Consider the following 19832-nt stretch of genomic DNA (forward strand, 5'->3'; position numbering starts at 1 on the left):
CAAGGGCGCCTATCTGACACACGGGTTCAACTACCCAAAGTCTGGTCGGCGTCACCCTGCCTGACCGTTGCCACCTCCACATTATCCGGCGATGGCGCGGTAGGTTCAATATACGAGGTCTGACACCGTTTTTTACTGCATCTGCTCGATCATGACGTCGCCGAAACCGGAGCACGATACCTGCACGGCGTTTTCCATCAGGCGGGCGAAGTCGTAGGTGACGTGCTTGGAGCCGATCGCCTGCGTCATCGCGCGGATGATCAGGTCGGCCGCCTCGGTCCAGCCCATGTGGCGCAGCATCATCTCGGCCGACAGGATCAGCGAGCCGGGGTTGACGTAGTCCTTGCCGGCATACTTCGGCGCGGTGCCGTGCGTGGCTTCAAACATCGCCACCGAGTCCGACAGGTTGGCGCCCGGCGCGATGCCGATGCCGCCCACCTGCGCCGCCAGCGCGTCGGAGATGTAGTCGCCGTTCAGGTTCAGCGTGGCGATCACGCTGTATTCCGCCGGCCGCAACAGAATCTGCTGCAGGAAGGCGTCGGCGATCGAATCCTTGATGGTGATGTCGCGGCCGGTCTTCGGGTTCTTGAATTTGCACCATGGGCCGCCGTCGATCAGCTCGGCGCCGAATTCCTTGCGCGCCAGCGCATACGCCCAGTCGCGGAAGCCGCCCTCGGTGTATTTCATGATGTTGCCCTTGTGGACGATCGTCACCGACGGCTTGTCGTGGTCGATGGCGTACTGGATCGCCTTGCGCATCAGCCGCTCGGTGCCCTCGACCGACACCGGCTTGATGCCCAGGCCGGAGGTCTCGGGGAAGCGGATCTTGTTGACGCCCAGTTCCTTGAGCAGGAAGTCCATCAGGCGCCTGGCGCCTTCCGAGCCCTGCGCGAATTCGATGCCGGCGTAGATGTCTTCCGAGTTTTCGCGGAAGATCGCCATATTGGTCTTTTCCGGCTCTTTCAGCGGCGATGGCACGCCGGCGAAGTAGCGCACCGGCCGCAGGCAGACGTACAGGTCCAGCTGCTGGCGCAGCGCCACGTTCAGCGAGCGGATGCCGCCGCCCACCGGCGTGGTCAGCGGGCCTTTGATCGACACCAGGTAGTCCTTGACCGCCTGCAGCGTTTCTTCCGGCAGCGTGACGTCAGCGCCGTAGACCTGGGTCGATTTCTCGCCCGCGTACACTTCCATCCAGCGGATCTGCCGCTTGCCGCCGTAGCACTTGGCCACCGCCGCGTCGACCACCTTGCGCATCACCGGCGTAATGTCGCCGCCGACGCCATCGCCCACAATGTAGGGAATGATCGGGTTATCTGGTACATTCAGGGAAAAATCAGCGTTGACGGTGATCTTCTGGCCGTCCGCCGGTACTTTGATATGTTGGTACATCGTGGCTCTCCGCAGGGAAATATTCTTTGGTCTTCTATAAGATATAAGATGTTTATGCCATTATGTGTCGCGGCATCAAAGTTTTCAAGCCTACACCATTTTTAGTTTGCGATAATGTCCCTGATTTTATTTAACAAGCCTTTTCAAGTGCTGTGCCAGTTTTCGGCGCAGGACGGCAAGGCGACACTGGCCGACCATCTGGCCATGCCCAACATCTACCCCGCCGGCCGGCTGGACTATGACAGCGAGGGCCTGATGCTGCTCACCGACGACGGCAAGCTGCAGCACGCCATCGCCCATCCGGACCACAAGGAGGCCAAAGTGTATCTGGTGCAGGTCGAGGGCGTCGCCGACGCCGCCGCGCTCGACAAGCTGCGGGCGCCGCTCAACCTGGGCGATTTTGTCACGCAGCCGTGCCAGGCGGTGCGCATCGCCGAGCCGGAGTGGCTGTGGCCGCGCAATCCGCCGATCCGCCAGCGCGCCGATCAGCCCACCAGCTGGCTGGCGATCACGCTCCAGGAGGGCAAGAACCGCCAGGTGCGGCGCATGACGGCCGCCGTCGGCCTGCCGACGCTGCGCCTGATTCGCACCGCCATCGGCGGCATCTCGCTGGCCACCCATCCGCTGATGCCGGGCGAGTGGATGGCGGTGTCGCCGCAGCATCTGACGCCCTGAAACGCCAACAGCCCCGACCGGGGCTGTACAAACGATAAAGCCCGCGCCGGACGAACCGGAGCGGGCTATTGCTTTAAAACCGGCGAACCGGAATTAAGCGGCCAGTGCTTTCAGGGCAGCGGCCAGACGGCTCTTGTGGCGAGCTGCCTTGTTTTTGTGGATGATCTTCTTGTCAGCGATGCTGTCAATGGTCGACACCGAAGCCTGAAAGATGGTGGTCGCAGCGGCTTTGTCACCGGCTTGGATGGCCTTACGCACAGCTTTGATAGCGGTGCGCAGGGTCGAACGCTGGGCCGAATTGTGAGCGTTTTGCTTAACTGCTTGACGAGCGCGTTTGCGCGCTTGTGCGGTATTTGCCATGAAATTTCCTAAATCAGGTAAATGATGCGTTTGCAAACATTATTGTTTGCCAACACAGGTGCGTTCAAGGTTGCGATGGAGAGCGAACCGTGTGAGTCAAACTACTGCTTGCCAAACAATAATGTCTGCGCAACAGAATTTTGTACAGCCTGTGATTATAGCGATATTTTTCGGCAGGAGCAACTATAATCACGTCCCATGAACTTGCTTAAGACACTCTCCGCCATTTCCAGCATGACCATGCTGTCCCGGATCACCGGGCTGCTGCGCGAAACCTTGATTGCCCGCGCCTTCGGCGCCGGCGGCATGACCGACGCCTATATCGTCGCGTTCCGCATCCCCAACCTGTTGCGCCGGCTGTTTGCCGAGGGAGCATTTTCGCAGGCCTTCGTGCCCATTCTATCGGAATACAAGAACAAGCAGGGCCCCGAGGCCAGCAAGCAGCTGGTCGACCATGTGGCCAACACGCTGGTGTGGGCCACGCTGGCCGTGACGGTGCTCGGCGTGCTCGCCGCGCCGCTGTTCATTTACCTGATCGCCACCGGCCTGCAGGAGTTCGACGCCGCCGTCTGGATGACCCGCCTGATGTTCCCGTATATTAGCTTCATGGCCTTCGTGGCGCTGGCCGGCGGCGTGCTCAACACCTGGCGCGAGTTCAAGATCCCGGCCTTTACGCCGGTGCTGCTGAACCTGGCGTCGATCGTCGCCTCGCTGTTTTTGCAACAGCATCTTGCCACGCCGATCTACGCGATGGCGATCGCCGTGTTCGTCGGCGGCGTGCTGCAGGTGGCGATCCAGGTGCCGGCGCTGATCAGGATCGGCATGCTGCCCCGGCTGTCATGGAACCCGGCCGCCGGCCTCGGCGACCCGGGCGTGCGCCGCGTGCTGAAAAAGATGGGGCCGGCCGTGTTTGCCGTATCGGCCGCGCAGATCAGCCTGATGATCAACACCAGCATCGCCTCGCGCCTGGTCGAGGGCAGCATTTCGTGGCTGTCATATGCCGACCGCCTGATGGAATTCCCGACCGCGCTGCTGGGTGTGGCGCTGGGCACGATTCTGCTGCCCAGCCTGTCCAAGGCCAAGGCCGACGACGACCACACCGAGTACTCCGGCCTGCTGGACTGGGGACTGCGCCTGACCTTCCTGCTGGCGCTGCCGGCGGCGGTCGGCATGGCGGTGCTGGCCGAGCCGCTGATCGCCACCCTGTTCCACTACGGCGCCTTCACCGCCGCCGACGCCGCCGCATCGGCGCAGCCGCTGATGGCGTATTGCGCCGGCCTGCTGGGCATCATTCTGGTGAAAACGCTGGCACCGGCCTTTTACGCGCAGCAGGACATCCGCACGCCGGTGCGCATTGCCATCGGCGTGCTGATCGCCACGCAGCTGATGAACCTGCTCTTCGTGCCTTACCTGAAGGTGGCCGGCCTGGCGCTGTCGATCGGCCTGGGGGCCTGCCTGAACGCGGCTTTCCTCTACTATGGCCTGCGCAAGCGCGGCATTTATCATCCGGCGCCGGGCTGGACTGTGTTCTGCGCGAAACTGGTGATCGCTTGCGTGCTGATGGGCGGCGCGGCCTGGTTCGGCGCGCGGCAAATTGACTGGCTGGCCTTGCAGCAGCATACCGTGCTGCGCATCGGCGCGCTGTTGCTGCTGGTCGGCGCGTGCGCGGCGGTGTATTTTGCCGCGCTGCTGGTGATGGGCTTCCGCCTGCGCGACTTCAAGCGCATCGCGCGGTAATTGGGCTTCCGCCCGCCCTCTCGGGCAAGAAAACCGCCGCGGTTGCGGCGGCTTCAGACTGCGGGATTAGAACAGCTTTTTTGCATCCTTGTTGCGGCGACGGCCGGCGAAGCCGATCATGCCCAGCCCCACCGCCAGCATGGCGAGGGTTTCCGGCTCGGGCACCGCGCTGACCGTGACGGTCCCCGCATACGCGGTGGCCGCCGACGACAGCAGCTTGCCGGTTACCAGCACGAAGTAGTTGTCGCTGTGGATCGCGCCGGTGCTGCTGGCGCCCCATACGTCCGCCGTGCCTTGCGACCACTTGGTGCCGTCCAGCGAGAAGCCGGCCGAGTTAAACACCTGGAAATTGCTAATTTCGATGGCGTCGCTCAGCAGCGGGTTGCTGAACGCCCCGACAAACGCACTCAGCAAACCAGTGCCGGAGAAGGTGAATGTATCGGCAAACGTGTCACCGGCGCTGGCCGATGTGAACGAGTTGCCGAAAATGGCAGTCCCGTTATTGAACGACAAGACCTGCGCGCCATGGCTGACATCGGCAGCGCTCGCCACGCCGGACGCCAACGCCGCGGTCGCCAGAGCACCCGCAGCGATCAAAGATTTCAGTTTAACCATAATTCCTCCGTGATAGATCGTTGAAAACCGCCTGCGCGGCCGCGATACTCATACCGCTCAATGATCCTAGCATGGCAAAAAGACACATGTTGGCGTTTTATCACCTGAAAATTTCGCGAAATAAATATATTCCAATAGGAAATTTGGCCAAAACGCCTTAACGAAATACCCCGTCGCCATAGGAGAAATCAGCGATCGGCGTTACCGCAGCGCAGCATGGAAACGTTAATGTAAGAATTGTCTTACAAAAAGACAGGAAAAATCAGAGGAGACTGATCGGCCGTTTACCGACGATTTAGGCGGCCAAAGACGTGGCGACGCACGCCGCCTGACAGCGCTCTTGGGCAGAAGGGCTAACGAAAAACAGGCCGGGGAAACCGGCCTGTTTTCAGGGATGACGTTAGCCGATCAGGCTATCAGGCGCGCTGATAGACATCCTCATAGCGCACGATGTCATCCTCGCCCAGGTAGCTGCCCGATTGCACCTCGATCAGGTGCAGCGGCAGTTTGCCCGGGTTTTCCAGACGATGGGTCATGCCGATCGGGATGTAGGTCGACTCGTTTTCCGTCAGCAGCGTCACATTGTCGCCGCAGGTCACCTTGGCGGTGCCGCTGACCACGATCCAGTGCTCGGCGCGGTGATGGTGCATCTGCAGCGACAGGATGCCGCCCGGATTGACGGTGATGCGCTTGACCTGGAAGCGCTCGCCGATGTCGATGCCCTCGTAGCAGCCCCACGGACGATAGACCTTGGTGTGGTGCAGGTGCTCGGTGCGGTGCTTGGACTTCAGATGGTCAACGATCTGCTTGACGCGCTGCACCTGGTCCTTGTGCGCCACCAGCACCGCGTCGGCGGTCTCGACCACCACCAGATCCTGCACGCCCACCACCGCCACGATGCGGCTTTCGGCGCGCACCAGCGAGCCGGAAACATTGTCCAGGTAGACGTCGCCGCGCAGCACATTGCCCTGGGCGTCGCCGCGCTGCACCTCGTGCAGCGCCGACCACGAGCCGACGTCGCTCCAGCCGATATCGGCCGGCACCACCACGGCGTCGCGGGTCTGTTCCATCACCGCGTAGTCGATCGAGTCGGACGGCGCGCTGGCAAAGGCGGCTTCATCGAGACGGCAGAAATCCAGGTCGCGGTAGTCGCCCTGGATGGCGGCCTCGCAGGCGGCGGCCATGGCCGGCTGGAACTCCTTGAGCTCGGCCAGATAGCGGTCGGCGCGGAACAGGAACATGCCGCTATTCCAGAAGAAATTGCCGGCGGCGACGAAGCCCTTGGCGGTCTCCAGGTCCGGTTTCTCGACGAAACGGTCGACCGCGAAGCCGCCGGTGCCGGCCACCGCCTGGCCGCTCTGGATGTAGCCGTAACCGGTTTCCGGGCCGGTCGGCACGATGCCGAAGGTGGCCAGCTTGCCGCTCGTGGCCAGCGCGGCCGCCTGTTCGACGGCGGCGTAGAAGGCATCCACGTGCTCGATCACGTGGTCGGCCGGCAGCACCAGCATCATGGCGTCGGCATCGATGCCGCGCAGATAGTTGGCGGCCACCGCCACCGCCGGCGCGGTATTGCGGCCGACCGGCTCCAGCAGGATGCCCAGCGGATCGATGCCGATTTCGCGCATCTGCTCGGCCACCAGGAAGCGGTGCTCGTTGCCGCACACCACCAGCGGCGCCGCCACGCCGGCACGGCCGGCCAGGCGCAACGCGGTTTCCTGCAGCATGGTCTGTTCCGAGATCAGCGGCAACAGCTGTTTCGGCAGGGCCGCACGGGACAGCGGCCATAAACGGGTGCCGGCGCCGCCGGACAGGATCACTGGATAAATTTTCATATAACTGTCAGAACTTTCTTTTCTTAATTAACTTCGTTGCTAATTTCCACGCGACGCCGGCTGCGGCGGTCCCGCGCGTTGGCCCATTCCTCCGCATCCTCATCGGAAATGTGCCGCATCTCCCCGGAACGGTCGACACTGTAATCTTTGAAAACGATCATTTCATCTAGCGAAACATCTGGTAACACCCGCGTGTATTCAAACAGCACGCTGCGCACCACCGACGCGCCTTCACACACATGACTGCCATGCCCTATCCACGTTGGCCCGACGATGGTAACACCTGCGTCGATCCGCGAGCCAGAACCAATGTAGGCCGGCCCCTGAATGCGGGTGCCGTTCCAGTCGATGGCGGTGTTCAAGCCCACCCACAGTCCGTCCTCCACCTGGATCCCCGGCACGTCCAGATGCGCCACTTCGCCGAGCAGCACGCTCTGGCACACCTCCCAATAATCCTTGACGCTGCCGATGTCGATCCAGTTGAACGGCCGATGCTGCGCATAGAAAGGCAAGCCCTTCTCGGTCATCAAGGGGAACAGGTCGGCGCCGATGTCGAACTGACGTCCGGCGGGAATCAGGTCCAGCACTGCCGGCTCGAAAATATAGATGCCGGTGCTGACAAAATTCGATAACGCCTCTTGCCTGGACGGCTTCTCCTGGAACGAGCGGACCCGCCCGTTCTCGTCGCTGACCACCACGCCATAGCTGGACACACTGTCCCACGGCACCTCCTTGGTCACCACCGAGGCCAGCGCGCCTTTGCGCTTGTGCTCGAACAGCGCCGACTTGATATCCAGGTCGATCAGCGCATCGCCGCACAACACAATGGTGGTCTGGTCAAAGAAGCCGCCGAAGTCCTGAATCTTCCGCATGCCGCCGGCCGAACCCAGCGGCTCGGGCACCACCTCGCCCTGATCATTGGTGTAGCCCTCGAAGGAATAACCGATCTGCACCCCGTACTGGTGGCCTTCGCCAAAATACCCCTCAATCTTCTCGTGCAGATAGCTGACGTTGACCATGATTTCAGTCACGCCATATCTGGCCAGATGCTCGATCAGATAAGCCATCACCGGTTTGCCCAAAATAGGGATCATCGGCTTGGGTAAATCGTAGGTCAATGGACGAACCCGAGTACCCTTGCCTGCCGCCAAGATCATTGCTTTCATGCAAGTGACTCCTTGAGTGTAAATAAATGCTGGAATAATTGCAATACTACTGCGCTCTTCAGCAGACCTGCGCGCGATAGCGCACCTTGTGCGGCATCATTGTGCGTAGGGCAAAAGCAGCGCCTCATAAGCGCCCAGGATCTGTTCCCACGTGAACGCTTCCGCGTGGCGCGCCAGGCTGGCCTGCCGCATCGCGCTTAGTGCCGCCTCGTCCGGCAGCAACCGGTCGAGCACTGCCGCGCAATCGTCGGCGCCGCGGAAATAGCGCGCCTGGTCGCCGGCCACCCAGCGATTGAACTGGTTGTCGTGGGCCAGCACCGCGTTGCCCGCCGCCAGGCTTTCCACCAGCGACGGATTGGTGCCGCCCACCTGGTGGCCATGTACATACAGGCGTGCATAGAAGCGCAGCGCGTTGACGACCTCCTTGTCGTAGATCGCGCCGACAAACTGCACCTCGTCGCCGGCGGCCGCGCGCACCAGCGACTGGTAAGGGTGCCGCGGATCGTACTTGCCCAGAATGACCAGCTTGACGCCGCGCGGCCGGCGCGACCACGCCTTCACCACGTCGAGTATCGAGTTCTCCGGTTCCGCGCGCGCGATCAGCACCGCGTAGCCGTTCGGCGTCAGGCCGTAGGGCCGCAGCGCCTCGACGTTGGCGCTGCGCACCGGGTCGGCGCCATAGGCGATGGTGGTGATCTTGTTGGGCGCCACGCGGGTGCTCAGATGGGTCTTGATGTGCGGATGATCCGCAATCAGGTGATTGCCCAGCCAGGCGCCGGCCCATTCATTCAGATAAAACCAGAGCTTGGCCAGCATGCCCCATTTCTGCCGGCGCCATTCGATGCCATCCATATTGATCAGGTTGGTGATGCCCTTGAGCCGGAAATAGCCGCAGAACACCGCCGTGTTATAACCCAGCGTCAGGATCAGCCCCGACTCTTTGGCCGCGTGCAGCGTGGATTTCCAGTCAAAAATGATGGTGCCGGCCGCGCCGGGACGCTGCACCGGAATATGCACGCGGCGCACGCCCCGCCAGTCATCTTCGTAGATGGCGCTGCCCTCGTCCTCCTGGCAATACACGGTCACGTCCCATCCCTTGGCCACCAGATACAGCGCCAGGTATTCCGCAAAAGTTTCGAAGCCACCGTGGTTGGCGGGCACACCACGCGTGCCGAGAATCCGGATCACATTTTTTTTCATGTTCAGTCTGTCAGTTTTTATGGGCTATTTTTTGGGCCAGCTGCCGATAGCGCCGCGCCACCTCGGCCGCCGCGATATCCCACGAGAAGGTCTGCGCCTGCGCCAGCCCCTGCGCGATCAGGCGCGCCCGCGTGACCGGGCTGGCGATGACCTCGCGCAAGGCGGCGGCCAGGCCGTCCACATCGGTCGAGCCCACCAGCAGGCCGGCCTGGCCCACCACTTCGGTCAGCGCCGTGTTGTCGGCCACGATGACCGGCACGCCGCTGGCCATCGCCTCCAGCGGCGGCATGCCGAAGCCCTCGGCCAGCGACGGGTAGGCGAACGCCATGCAATGGCGGTACAGCACCGGCAGCTCGGCCTCGGCCACGTCCTCCAGCACGATAATCCTGTCGCGCAGCCGGCTGCCGGCCACCTCGGCCAGCATGGCGGCGAAGCCGAAGTCCTTCTGTCCGACGATCACCAGCGGCGGCGCGTCTTCGCCCAACTGGGCGTAGGCCTTCAACAGCGTCACATGGTTCTTGCGTGGCTCCAGACGGCCGACCGTCAGCAGATAATTGCCGCTCTCCAGGCCACGCCGCGCCAGCATCTCCGCGCCATCGGCGCCCGGATAAAAGCGGCTGCCGGTCACGCCGTTGGGGGTGACCGTGACACGCTCCGGCGACAGCCGGTAACGGCGCTCCAGCTCGCCCTTGGAAAACTGGCTGACGGTAAACACATGCTCCGAGCGGTAGGCCGCCAGGCGCATCAGGATGCGCGAACGCCAGCGGAACATCGGCTGGAAAAACTGCGGATGGCTTTCAAACAGCACATCGTGGATCGTCACCATGGTGCGCGAACGCGACGGCAACGGAATGATGTACTGCGAGTGCAGCAGGTCCAGCTTCAGCGCCCGTTGCAGCCGCGGCAGTTCGCGCGTCAGCCGGCGCACCGCGCCGGTATGCGGCAGGCGCTCCACGCGCACATTGGGCAGGTTAAAGCCGGGGTGATCGCGCTTGAACTGTTCGACCTTATCCAGCAGCGCAATGAACTCCATCTCCGGACATAACTTGGCAACGCGCGAAAACACTTCCAGCACATGCGATCGCGATCCCTGAAAGATGCCATCGACCACATGCAGATCCAAGCCTATCCTCATTTTAAACACCCTCACTCTTGGTTTGATTCTGCGCCCATCCCGCCTCGATGGCCGCACGCATGGCCGCCAGCGCGGCGGCGACGGCGTCCACCGAAAACAGGCGCCGGCCCTTGGCACGGGCCGCCAGATCGACATCGCGACGCTCCAGACAACGGACGATCTGCCCGGCGTAATCGCGCGGCTCGCACGCCACCACGCACAGCGCGCGCAACTCCGGCGTCAGTCCGGCCACGCCCTGCGGCGTGCTGACGATCGGACGGTCGGTCATCAGCATGTCCAGCGTTTTGACATTGACGCCGCTGCCCGACAACACCGGGTTGAGCAACACGCGGGCGTTGGCCAGCAAGGCCGGCACATCCGCCACATTCGGCAGCAGCTGCAATCTGGCGTCGCTGGCGACCAGCCGCACCACGTCCTCGCTGGGATTGGAGCCGGCCACCGTCAATGTCGCGTCCGGCGTTTGCCGCCACACCAGCGGCATCACCTCCCGCACCAGCCAGCGGATGCCCTGGACGTTGTTGGGCGCATGCAGGTTGCCGAGGAATAGCAGCTGCGGCTGCGGACCATCCGCCGGCGCCGATGGCGGCGTCGCCAGGAAAGCCGCCTCGGGCAACGGCGGCAGCCAGAAGGCATGACGCACGCCCCTGGCGCGCCAGTAGTCGATATCGTCGGTCGAGATGTCGAACGAAATCAGCGCCGACTGCATCATGCGCTGCTCAAAGCGCTCCAGGTGCCAGCAGGCCAGCGACCACGCCAGGCGCTGCCTGAGCTTGCGGGCGGCGGCGGCCTGGCCGGCAAAGTACTGATGTTCGACATTGTGCGAGCGATAGAACATCGGCAGCGCCAGCGCGGTGCAGATGAAGCGCGCCAGCACACCGCCATACGGGTGCTCCAGCAGCAAGGCGTCCGGCGCGAACGCGCGCAGGTCTTCGGTCAACGCCGCCATCTCGGCGCGGCGCGGCACCCGCGACGCCGCGTGCGATGGCACACCGGACAGCATATGCATGGCGCGGCGCCAGTGCTGGCGCAAGCCGCTCTTTCTCTCGAAAATCTTCAGCCCGGCAACCACTTCGTTGACGGCAGCAATCTCGCGCTCGCCAGGAAGTGCGCCGGGCTCGCACCAGCAGACCAGATAGACGCTGCACCCCAGGCGCTGAAACGCCCGCAATTTACGCCAGATATCCGCGCGGCCGCCGTGATTGGGCGGATACGGAAACTCCTGAGCGACAACGATTAACCTCATATTTTTATCCCTCAGCTGACGCATCACCTACACACGATTGCTCAATCAGCGGCCGCCGGTCAGCACACCCAACACGCCCGGCATAGTTTTGCGCAACATCGACCAGATGAGCAGCGCCAGGGTGATCACAATGACCGGTGGAGCGCCATACGCAAACAGGATCACGAGGGTGGAATCACTGCCCGCAGCCGCCTTGAAAAACAGCTTCTTAAAAATCGTCAGCACCGGCTCGTGGCACGCGAACAGGAAAAAGGCCGCGCCGGAATACCGGATGAAAAAATCCTTCACGCGCTCGAAGCGGCCGATGCCGGCGGCCAGCCAATACGCGCTGGCGACGCCGAGCAGGATGCCGACCGCATGCAGGTAATCGATGAAATCACTGCCTTGATAACGCACCTCGGCCACAGCACAGATGGCATACCCGTAGACTATCCAGCGCGGAAATTTGTTCACCAACAGGCTGCCATCGAGCTTGTAAGCCGCACCGCCCAGCAGGAAAAAAAACACGGCGGGACTGGTCGGCAGCGTGATCGGCCAGAGTTTCAAGAACCATAGCACACCCACCACAAAAGCTAGCGCACCGAACAATTTGGGCGTGAGCCACAGCGTGACAATCGCCAGCACCATGCACAGCATCAGATCGCGGATGAACCAGAATTGGTAGGCGATCGGCGCGCCGTTATTATTCAACATGATGTGCAGCGCGCCGATGGGGTCGGCCAGGTCAATGGTGGCCGTGCTGGAGGCCGTGCCGGCCGACGCGCCCATCTGCTGAATCACATAAAAAGCGCATAAGGTCAGCAAGTTCCAGATCAAAAACGGCACCAGCAGCGTGCTGGCCCTGCTACGCAGGCCGGCCAGCCACTTGCCGACGCCACGCGTGCCGATCTGCCGGTAGTAAAAGTAGCCGGAGAAATAAAAGAACACCGGCACACTGAGCCGCCCGATCACCTGCGAAATGAAGAACATGATGGCGTCGGCTATCCCGTCGCGGCCCTGCAACGAGACGAAGCCGCTACCAAACGCATTGACCGGGTAGTAGGTGTGGATCATCACCACGCCGAGCATCAGCGGCAGGCGCAAGAGATCGGGCCACTCCTCCCTGGTTTGATTCAATCCACTCATATGTTCCTGATTAACGCTTGTCACCACCAAATACCTTCTTCACTTTTTCCAGATAAGAGAAACCTTGCTGCCGGGTCGGTTCGATATAGGAGCCTTCGCCATATTCGTTCCAGCAGCAGATGACGCCCATTTTCTTGGTCTTGCCAGGGTTGGCGTTCATGGTGTCCCTGGCCGCTTGCAGATGCGCCTCGAACTCGGTGGGGGTGCTGACCGAATTGTCATGATCGGCGTCCTTGCTGCCACCCCACGGCCGCTTGTCCCAGCCTGAGGACATCGGCACGATGAAGGTGCCGTCGGCATGGCTCAGCATCCATTTCCATTGATCTTGATAACTTTGATCCAGTTCCGTGTAACTGTGCGACATCGCACGGCCACGGGCAAAACGGAACGAGGCCGGACCGTGAAAGTTGTAGGCGGAAAATCCGCTGTAGCCGGTCCTGGCGGAATAGTCGAAGCCGGGGCTCAACGCGCCAATGCCGCCGATGAAGCTGATTCCCTCCAGCCCCTCGTCCTTGAAAATGCGGTCAGCCATCGCGATGAGCTCAGCCGACGTCATGCCGATTTTCTGGGCGTTTTTGTTCAAGACATCGGCGGAGAAAATAAAGACCACCGGCTTGCCATCCATGCGCAGATAATCCGGCCGGAACATATAGCGTTGCGCCCAGAAGTGGAACAGGGCCTCGAACTGGTCGCGGCTGAAGATGTAGTCGGTGTGATTCGCCCACATGATGGAAAACTTGACGCCGTGGTGGTCCGGCGTGCGCAGATAGGCATTGACGGCGTGATCGAGATGCGGCTTGTTATCGCGCCCCCACAGCCAGTCAAAGACGACATAGTCGATGCCATACTTCTGCATCCACCCCAGCTGTTGGTTCATGACGGCATCGTCGCCCTCCCGATACCAGCCCAGTACCGGCTCACGCTCGGGGAAAGGTTTGATCTTCTCCCAGGGCAGCGTATAGGCCGATCCCATCTGGTTGTCTTTCCAGCCCGGAAAATAATACACGCCGATCTGATAATCGGCCGCCTGCACCGACAGACTCAGCGCGACAGAACACCAGGCAAGCAGCCGCCCGGCGATGCTGAACAGCCGACGGCCCTGACGCGCTTGCCGCAGATTGGCACACGGTGAATTCATGGCGACTCCTAGACGAAAATAATGATCCCGCTATCGCGCTAACGTGCCCCCAGCGGGCCGAACGCGCACAACAAGCCGTTGATGGCCGCCTTCGCCTGCGGCCAGCGACGGCGCACGACCAGCCTGGCGATATCGATCACACAAAACGCCAGCACACTGGGCAGATAAACCGGATGACGGCGCTTGGTGAACGCCAGCCGGTTGCGGTACAGATAAAACACCGACAGCGGCGAACCACCGCTGGCGGAGGTGCCGATGGAAGCCCCCTCCTTGTGATACACCAGACTTTGCGGCGCGTAAGCGATGGTGAAACGGCCCCTGCCGCGCGTCGCCCAGTCCACCTCCTCAAAATAGAGGAAGTAATCCTCGGTCATCAGGCCGACCTGTTCGATAAACTCGCGCCGCACCAGCATGGCCGCGCCCACCACATAAGACAGCTGCTGCTCGATAACCTCGGACGTTTGCGGAATCTGGCCGGAGGGGGCAAACGCGCCGACATGGCGCGAACTGCCCTTCCATGGCGAGAACGCCGCGCCGCCATAGGCCTGAATCATGTGACGCTCGTGGTAGTAAATCAGCGTCGAACCACACAGGCCGATGCGCGCGTCCTGCTCCATGCGAGTGACCGCCTGCGCCAACGAATCCGGCGTGACGACGGTGTCGTTGTTCAACAGCCAGACGTAACGGCAGGCCGGATCGCTCAGGGCGTGGACGATGCCCGGATTGTTGCCGCCGGCAAAACCCAGGTTAGCGCCGTTGTGCAGCAAACTGAACACGCTGCCCGGCAGCAGGCGCGGCGCCGCGCCATCCGGCACCTGCCCCGCTTCGGTCCAGCCCTGCGTGCCGAAACGGGCGTCGGCCCAGGCACGCAGACGGATCACGGATTCATCGCTGGAGGCGTTATCGCACACAATCACATGGAGCGCGACGCCGGCGCTCTCCATCAGGCTGTCCAGACATTCCAGCGTATCCCGCCAGCCGTTCCAGTTAAGGATCACGACAGCCACTGGCGGCAGCGCGGTCGCCGCCATCAAGCCGTTCCCTTTCGGCGCGGCGACACCGCCTTGACCTCGGGCGCGCTATAGCTGGCAAAGATCGTTATCAGCGCCGCGAACAGCACCACACTGTGCGGACTGACGATCTCCGGTTGCGTGATGCTGAGCCCCATGCAGGCCGGGAAGAACGACAAGCCAGCCAGCAGCGTGACGCGATTGCTCTCCTCCACCGCCGCCAGTCCCTTGCGCGCGCCGTTCCAGGCGCGCCAGAAAAACAGCAGGAAGCACAGCAAGCCCGGTATCCCCAGCTTCACCGCCAGGAAGAAATAGGTGTTGTGGATATACCGCACGTGTTCCGCAAACAGGCGCAACTCATGCAGCCACGGCCGGTACTCGCCGCCCATGCCGACGCCAAACACCGGGCTGTGCTTCAATGTCCTGATGGCTTCCTGATTTTCCAGCTCGCGCCAGCCATACGAGGTACGCCTGCCGCCCTCGTTTTTGACGCTGACCAGGCGCTCGCTGATGTTCTCAATGACGGCCGGCTTGACCAGCGCCAGCGTGCCGGCCACCAGCACCGCGCCCGCCGCCAGTGTCGCCAGCAGTTTGAACGCACGGCCGCCGCCGATAAACATCAGCGGGATCAGCACGCCGATGAAGGTCCAGACCCACAGGCCGCGGCCAAAGTTGACATACAGCGCGGCCAGCAATGGCAGCATGGCCAGCGCGCCGATCAGCACATGCACGCGCCGATACAGCATTTGCAGCGACAGCCAGATGATGGCCAGCGAGACGAACAGGAAGCCCGGCATTTGCACCCGCGTGACATTTTTCCCGGCGCCGGACGAATCCAGCGAGGCCACCAGGCCGCTGACGACCTGAATCCCGGTGACCCACTGGAACAGCGCCAGCGCCGCCACCGTGTAGGCGATGCCGATCAGCACGCGCATCAGCTTTTGCAGAGGCTCGGCCTGCCCCGCCGTCATGCGCCACAGGATAGGCAGCCACAGCCAATAGACGAAGGCCCGGCCATCGCGATACATGCTGGGCGCACTGTTATGGAAATACACGATGCCCAACGCAAACGACAGCGCCACGACGGCAAAGAACCACCACGCGGCGCTACGCAAGCGGCGCGGGAACGGCGGCGCCAGCTGGCCATGCATCACCAGCCGCAGCACCATGACCGCCATCGTGACCATGGTGGCCACGTCGGCGATCTTGAAGTCGGGCGCGGCCAGCACAATGACGATGCAGGCGCCCAGGCCCAGCCATGGGAACAGCCACAGCAACGCTAGATAGCCGACCGCGCCCGCCAGCCCCATGCACAGCCACCACGGCAGGATCACGCTGCATAAACCGAGAAACGCGGAAGCCAGGAACACCGGCAGCCACAGCAGGAACAAGGCTCTGAGATTGGCCCGGGTGAACAGCCCGCCCACGGTCGCGCCGAAGCCGAGCGAGTATTGACGCAAGGTACTCATCTTATTTCCCGACCACCGCGCCCAGCACCTGCGCCAGGCTGGCCTCGTAGCGGCCAAGGCGCTCTTCCACCCGTTGCAGGCTGGCCCGCACTTTTTCCTTCAACCGCGCGCGCGCGGTGTAGCCGGCGACGATCTTCTGGCAGACTACATCGTCGCTGTCGGCCTTGCAGTCGGCGATGGTGTCGTAGCCCAGCGTGCCGAACAGGCCGTTGAACTTGCGGCTGTACGCCATCGGCACCACTGGCACCGCCGCCGAGAAGGCGGCGATGCAGGCGTGCATGCGCGCGCCGGTAAAGAAATCCAGGCCGGCGATGTAGGATTTGGCTTCGCTCGGCCGGCTGAACACCGGCGCCACGATCACACCCGGAAACTCTTCGGCCAGGCTGAGGCCGCGCGCGTAATCGTCCTCGCTTCGCATGTCGGGCGTGATCACGTGACCGACCAGATGCACCTCCACCTCGGGCAGGGCCTGGAAGTGGCGGATCAGGCGACGGATGGTGGCCGGATAGTCGATGCTCAGCCCAAACTGGTTGCCGCCGGTGTAGCCGCCGTTGAACAGCAGGCCCGACACGTTGATGCCGACCCGGACCTTGCCATTGTCGGCGAAGCGCCGCGCCCGGAACGGCAGGCGGAAGGCGACGTCGATCGCCTCGCCGGTATTGCCGCGCATACCCAACTGGGCCAGGTAGTCGCTGGACAGCTGGTCGCGCGCGAACACCTTGCTGCAACGCGCCATGACCTGCTTGGCCAGCGCGCGCGCGGCGGCGCCGTCGAACGGGCCGATGGTCTGCGGCGCCAGGATCAGCGGCTTGCCCAGGCTACACACGATATTCTTGCTGAGCCAGTAAAAGAAGAAGCGCTTGAAGCCGTAGATATCGGCAAAGCTGTCACCCTCGCCGATGTCGATCACCACGTCGCAGCGGCGCACCTGCTCGCGGAAGCTGGCGCGGAACAGGCGCACCCGCTGGTTTTCCAGCGCGTGGCCGGCCTGCGCCAGTTCGGCCGCCAGCGACGGCAGGCTGTCACTGCCGGAGCCGAGCACGATGAAGCGCACCCGCCGGCCCAGCGATTCGGCGACGCCGCGCACGATGGCGATATTCGATTCCGTCAGCGCGCCGACGCCCAGATTGCCGGACGACAGCGAATGCCACAACAGGCCGACCGTTATCAGTTTTTCCGGCGACGACGCGGTGTGAGTGGACGGGGGATGGATTTGATCGATCACGGCATGCATTGTGTATCTCCAAAAATGTCATTAATCCGGTGTACCGATGAAACGGGTACGGACCTGCACGGGCAACGCGTCGGCCAGTTGGCGCACAAAATCGTCCTGCACCTTGAAGGCGTGCGGCGCGTCGTTGGAGATCGACGACACCCGGAAGATCAGGCCATCAGGAATCTGGCCGCGCAAGCCGTAGCTCAGCTGCGCAAACTTGGTGTCGTAGCCGCCCAGCACGACCTTGTCGGCCATCGTGGTCCAGTAGGTCACCGGCTCGACGCGCGCGCCGAGCGAGGTGCGCAGGCGCTTGACGCGCAGCGTGCCCTGATGGGTCTGCAGCGTGCCCTTGGTGGCCGACGCCAGATTGAAGCCTTGCGCCGGGTAGCACACCTCGGGATAGTGCAGTTGCAGGCCGCTGGTCTGGTCCGCGCCGTAGGCGATCGACAGCATGATGCGTTCGCCATCGCGGTTGATGTAGTTGCGCGACAGCGTTTGGGTATAGATCTCGGCCAGCGCGCCGGCCGCTTCGGGATTGATCACCTGGGCGGTCAGTTCGGTCTCCTGGCGCCAGTCGCCAAAGCGAACCGGGATGGCGGTGTCCAGCACCAGCGGCGCGCGCAACTGGGCCAGGCGCGCGGTCGGCGTGATGACCTTGGCCGCCACCGCCGCCGCCACCATCAGCGCGCCGGCCACCAGGCTGATACGCAAGGTGCGGTTCATGGCCGCGCTCCTGACGGCGGCGCGCCACGGCGGGCGTGGAAGCGCGCCGCGATGCACTGCAGCAGCGTATCGAGCGCCAGGATCAGCGCCAGCGCGCTGACGAACAGCACCATGCCGGCGAAGCCGTGCAGGAAGCCCTGCCCGGCGGCGTCGCCGAAGTAATAGGTGATCAGCGTCAGCACGATCACGCGGATCACGTTGGCGGAGAACGAAATCGGAATGATGCAGATCGCCAGCGTGATGTTGCGGAAGGCCGAGGTATGGCGCACCAGGTTCAGGTAGAACAGGCCCAGCGCTTCGAGCGTCAGCAGCGTTTGCAGGCCGGCGCAGGCATTCGCCACCAGCAACTGGTAGGGGCCGATCTGCAGGATGACGCCGGCGCGGGCGATCGGGTAGCCCAGCGCGTAAAGGATCGTTTCGGTGGCCCACGACACGGCCATCTTCATCGGCATGGTCAGCATGATGACCAGTTCGGCCGGCAGCGGAATCATGAACAGCATGAAGAAGAACGGGAACCATTGCGCGCGCAGCGCGCGCCAGCCGCGCAGAATCAGCAGCAGCGACGCCAGCAGGCAGATGAAGGCGCCGATTTCCAGGATGTAGATCTGCTGCGAGCGGCCAACGATGTAGGCCAGCAGCCCCAGCACCAGCGATACCCAGCCCACCGGCGCGCCGGTGGCGCCCTGGCTGCGCGCCAGCATGTCCGGCCACTGGCGGTACAGCAGCCAGCACGACAGGCCGAGGATGATCGGTCCGTGCGCCTGGTCCTCGGTGGCCCAGATGCCGGTCAACAAACGGTGGAAGCTGGGCACGAACAGCACGGCCATGCCCACCAGCAAAGGCCACATCGCCGTCAGGCTCTCGCGCTTGCCAGGCGTCAGCATGCCGGGCGCGGGCCGGGTCGCCATGTCCGTCATCAGAAGTCAACCAGCACGGAGCCCACCACCTTGGCGCCGCTTTGCGCCAGATGCTCGGTCATGATCTGGATGTCGCCCAGCAGCGTCTGGTTCTTGCGCGCTACCACCAGCACGCCGCCGGCGCGGGCGGCGATCGACAGCAGGTCGGCGCCGTTGGCGTAGGCCGGCACGTCGTACAGCACCACATCATGGTGCTGCGCCAGCGTGGCGTTGAGCGAGGTGAAGGCGGCGCGGCTCAGCAGCTCCTGCGGATTCGGCGGCAAGGTGCCGGCCGCCAACACCGACAGCGAGACGAAGTCATCGATCCGGGCGACCGCGTCGACGCCGGCGCGGCCGGCCAGAATGTCGGACAGGCCGGCGCGCTCCGGCAGACCGAAGATCTCGCTCTGGCGCGGCTGGCGCAGGTTGGCGTCGACCAGCAGCGTGTTTTCGCCCAGTTGGGAAAACACCACCGCCAGGTTGGCGGCGAACAGGCTGACGCCGTCGCCGGGATTGACGCCGACGATGGCCAGCGCCTTGTTGGCGCCACTGAACCAGCCCAGCATCAGCTGGCTGCGGATCGCGCGCAGCGCCTCCACCTGCGGGCTGAACGGACGGAACGCCGCCGCCAGCTCGCTGGAGACCTTGCTCTGCCCTTCCGGCAGATACGGATAGTCGAACTGGCGCGCCAGCACTTGCTGCACGTCCTGTTCGGTGATCAGGCCCAGGCGCTGCGCCGCCTCGCCGAAGCGGATGCCCAGTTCATGTTGCATGCGCAGCACGCGCTCGGCGTTCTCCGGCGTGATCTTGCCGGCGGCCAGTAGCAGGCCGCCCATGCTGGCGTCGCCCTTGCGCTGCGTTGGCGGAATGGACGAGACGTTGTGTGGAGTAATGGTCATAGGG

At 63.2% G+C, this 19832-nt stretch carries 18 protein-coding genes; 2 read left to right on the plus strand and 16 right to left on the minus strand.

Going from position 1 to position 19832, the window contains the following annotated elements:
• Window positions 1-132: 132 nt before the first annotated feature.
• Entirely contained in the window at window positions 133-1389 is a 1257-nt protein-coding gene (gene icd / locus GTP44_RS18690) for an NADP-dependent isocitrate dehydrogenase (protein ID WP_161020612.1), read from the minus strand.
• A 114-nt stretch (window positions 1390-1503) separates the two neighbouring features.
• On the opposite strand from icd, the gene GTP44_RS18695 reads away from it, so the two are divergent.
• Window positions 1504-2064 carry a pseudouridine synthase gene (locus tag GTP44_RS18695; protein ID WP_161020613.1) on the plus strand — a complete coding sequence of 187 codons (561 nt, stop codon included), beginning with the start codon at window positions 1504-1506 and terminating at the stop codon, window positions 2062-2064.
• 93 nt (window positions 2065-2157) lie between these two features.
• Here the strand turns inward: GTP44_RS18695 and rpsT are convergent, their stop codons facing one another.
• The gene (rpsT, locus tag GTP44_RS18700) at window positions 2158-2424 is read right to left on the minus strand and encodes a 30S ribosomal protein S20 (protein ID WP_092281579.1); all 267 of its coding nucleotides are present in this window, start codon (window positions 2422-2424) and stop codon (window positions 2158-2160) included.
• A gap of 198 nt (window positions 2425-2622) precedes the next feature.
• Here rpsT and murJ point away from each other — a divergent pair, with 198 nt between their 5' ends.
• Window positions 2623-4161, plus strand: coding sequence for a murein biosynthesis integral membrane protein MurJ (gene murJ, locus GTP44_RS18705; RefSeq protein WP_160991863.1), 1539 nt, complete (start codon window positions 2623-2625; stop codon window positions 4159-4161).
• A gap of 66 nt (window positions 4162-4227) precedes the next feature.
• Here the strand turns inward: murJ and GTP44_RS18710 are convergent, their stop codons facing one another.
• The 14 genes from GTP44_RS18710 to epsG all read right to left on the minus strand — a co-directional run bounded on the left by GTP44_RS18710 (window position 4228) and on the right by epsG (window position 19828).
• Window positions 4228-4776: an FxDxF family PEP-CTERM protein gene (locus tag GTP44_RS18710; protein ID WP_161020614.1), complete on the minus strand. Its 549-nt coding sequence runs from the start codon at window positions 4774-4776 to the stop codon at window positions 4228-4230.
• Between the two features lie 416 nt (window positions 4777-5192).
• Window positions 5193-6608 (minus strand): mannose-1-phosphate guanylyltransferase/mannose-6-phosphate isomerase, encoded by a 1416-nt coding sequence (locus GTP44_RS18715; protein WP_161020615.1) that lies wholly within the window; start codon window positions 6606-6608, stop codon window positions 5193-5195.
• Between the two features lie 23 nt (window positions 6609-6631).
• Window positions 6632-7774, minus strand: a complete 1143-nt coding sequence (locus tag GTP44_RS18720; protein WP_161020616.1) for a nucleotidyltransferase family protein — start codon at window positions 7772-7774, stop codon at window positions 6632-6634.
• 96 nt (window positions 7775-7870) lie between these two features.
• Entirely contained in the window at window positions 7871-8974 is a 1104-nt protein-coding gene (locus GTP44_RS18725) for a DUF1972 domain-containing protein (protein ID WP_161020617.1), read from the minus strand.
• 10 nt (window positions 8975-8984) lie between these two features.
• Entirely contained in the window at window positions 8985-10109 is a 1125-nt protein-coding gene (locus GTP44_RS18730; protein WP_161020618.1) for a glycosyltransferase family 4 protein, read from the minus strand.
• 1 nt (window position 10110) lies between these two features.
• The gene (locus tag GTP44_RS18735) at window positions 10111-11352 is read right to left on the minus strand and encodes a glycosyltransferase (RefSeq protein WP_161020619.1); all 1242 of its coding nucleotides are present in this window, start codon (window positions 11350-11352) and stop codon (window positions 10111-10113) included.
• Between the two features lie 45 nt (window positions 11353-11397).
• On the minus strand, window positions 11398-12477 hold the full coding sequence (locus GTP44_RS18740) for an acyltransferase family protein (protein ID WP_161020620.1): 1080 nt from the start codon (window positions 12475-12477) through the stop codon (window positions 11398-11400).
• Window positions 12478-12487: 10 nt separating this feature from the next.
• Entirely contained in the window at window positions 12488-13615 is a 1128-nt protein-coding gene (locus GTP44_RS18745) for a glycoside hydrolase family 99-like domain-containing protein (RefSeq protein ID WP_161020621.1), read from the minus strand.
• Between the two features lie 38 nt (window positions 13616-13653).
• A complete protein-coding gene (locus GTP44_RS18750; RefSeq protein ID WP_161020622.1) occupies window positions 13654-14646 on the minus strand; it encodes a glycosyltransferase family 2 protein in 993 nt (330 codons plus the stop codon).
• Window positions 14646-16094 carry an O-antigen ligase family protein gene (locus GTP44_RS18755; protein ID WP_161020623.1) on the minus strand — a complete coding sequence of 483 codons (1449 nt, stop codon included), beginning with the start codon at window positions 16092-16094 and terminating at the stop codon, window positions 14646-14648. Before GTP44_RS18755 ends, GTP44_RS18750 begins: the two co-directional genes overlap by 1 nt.
• 1 nt (window position 16095) lies before the next feature.
• Window positions 16096-17328 carry a polysaccharide pyruvyl transferase family protein gene (locus GTP44_RS18760; RefSeq protein ID WP_161020624.1) on the minus strand — a complete coding sequence of 411 codons (1233 nt, stop codon included), beginning with the start codon at window positions 17326-17328 and terminating at the stop codon, window positions 16096-16098.
• Window positions 17329-17349: 21 nt separating this feature from the next.
• Window positions 17350-18033: an exosortase-associated protein EpsI, B-type gene (gene epsI / locus GTP44_RS18765; protein ID WP_161020625.1), complete on the minus strand. Its 684-nt coding sequence runs from the start codon at window positions 18031-18033 to the stop codon at window positions 17350-17352.
• Window positions 18030-18941: an exosortase B gene (xrtB, locus tag GTP44_RS18770; protein WP_202412881.1), complete on the minus strand. Its 912-nt coding sequence runs from the start codon at window positions 18939-18941 to the stop codon at window positions 18030-18032. Before xrtB ends, epsI begins: the two co-directional genes overlap by 4 nt.
• A gap of 8 nt (window positions 18942-18949) precedes the next feature.
• Complete coding sequence (gene epsG / locus GTP44_RS18775) at window positions 18950-19828, minus strand: chain length determinant protein tyrosine kinase EpsG (protein ID WP_161020626.1); 879 nt, start codon at window positions 19826-19828, stop codon at window positions 18950-18952.
• Window positions 19829-19832 lie beyond the last annotated feature (4 nt).

The organism is Duganella lactea (assembly GCF_009857505.1).
Classification (GTDB): Bacteria; Pseudomonadota; Gammaproteobacteria; order Burkholderiales; family Burkholderiaceae_D; genus Rugamonas; species Rugamonas lactea.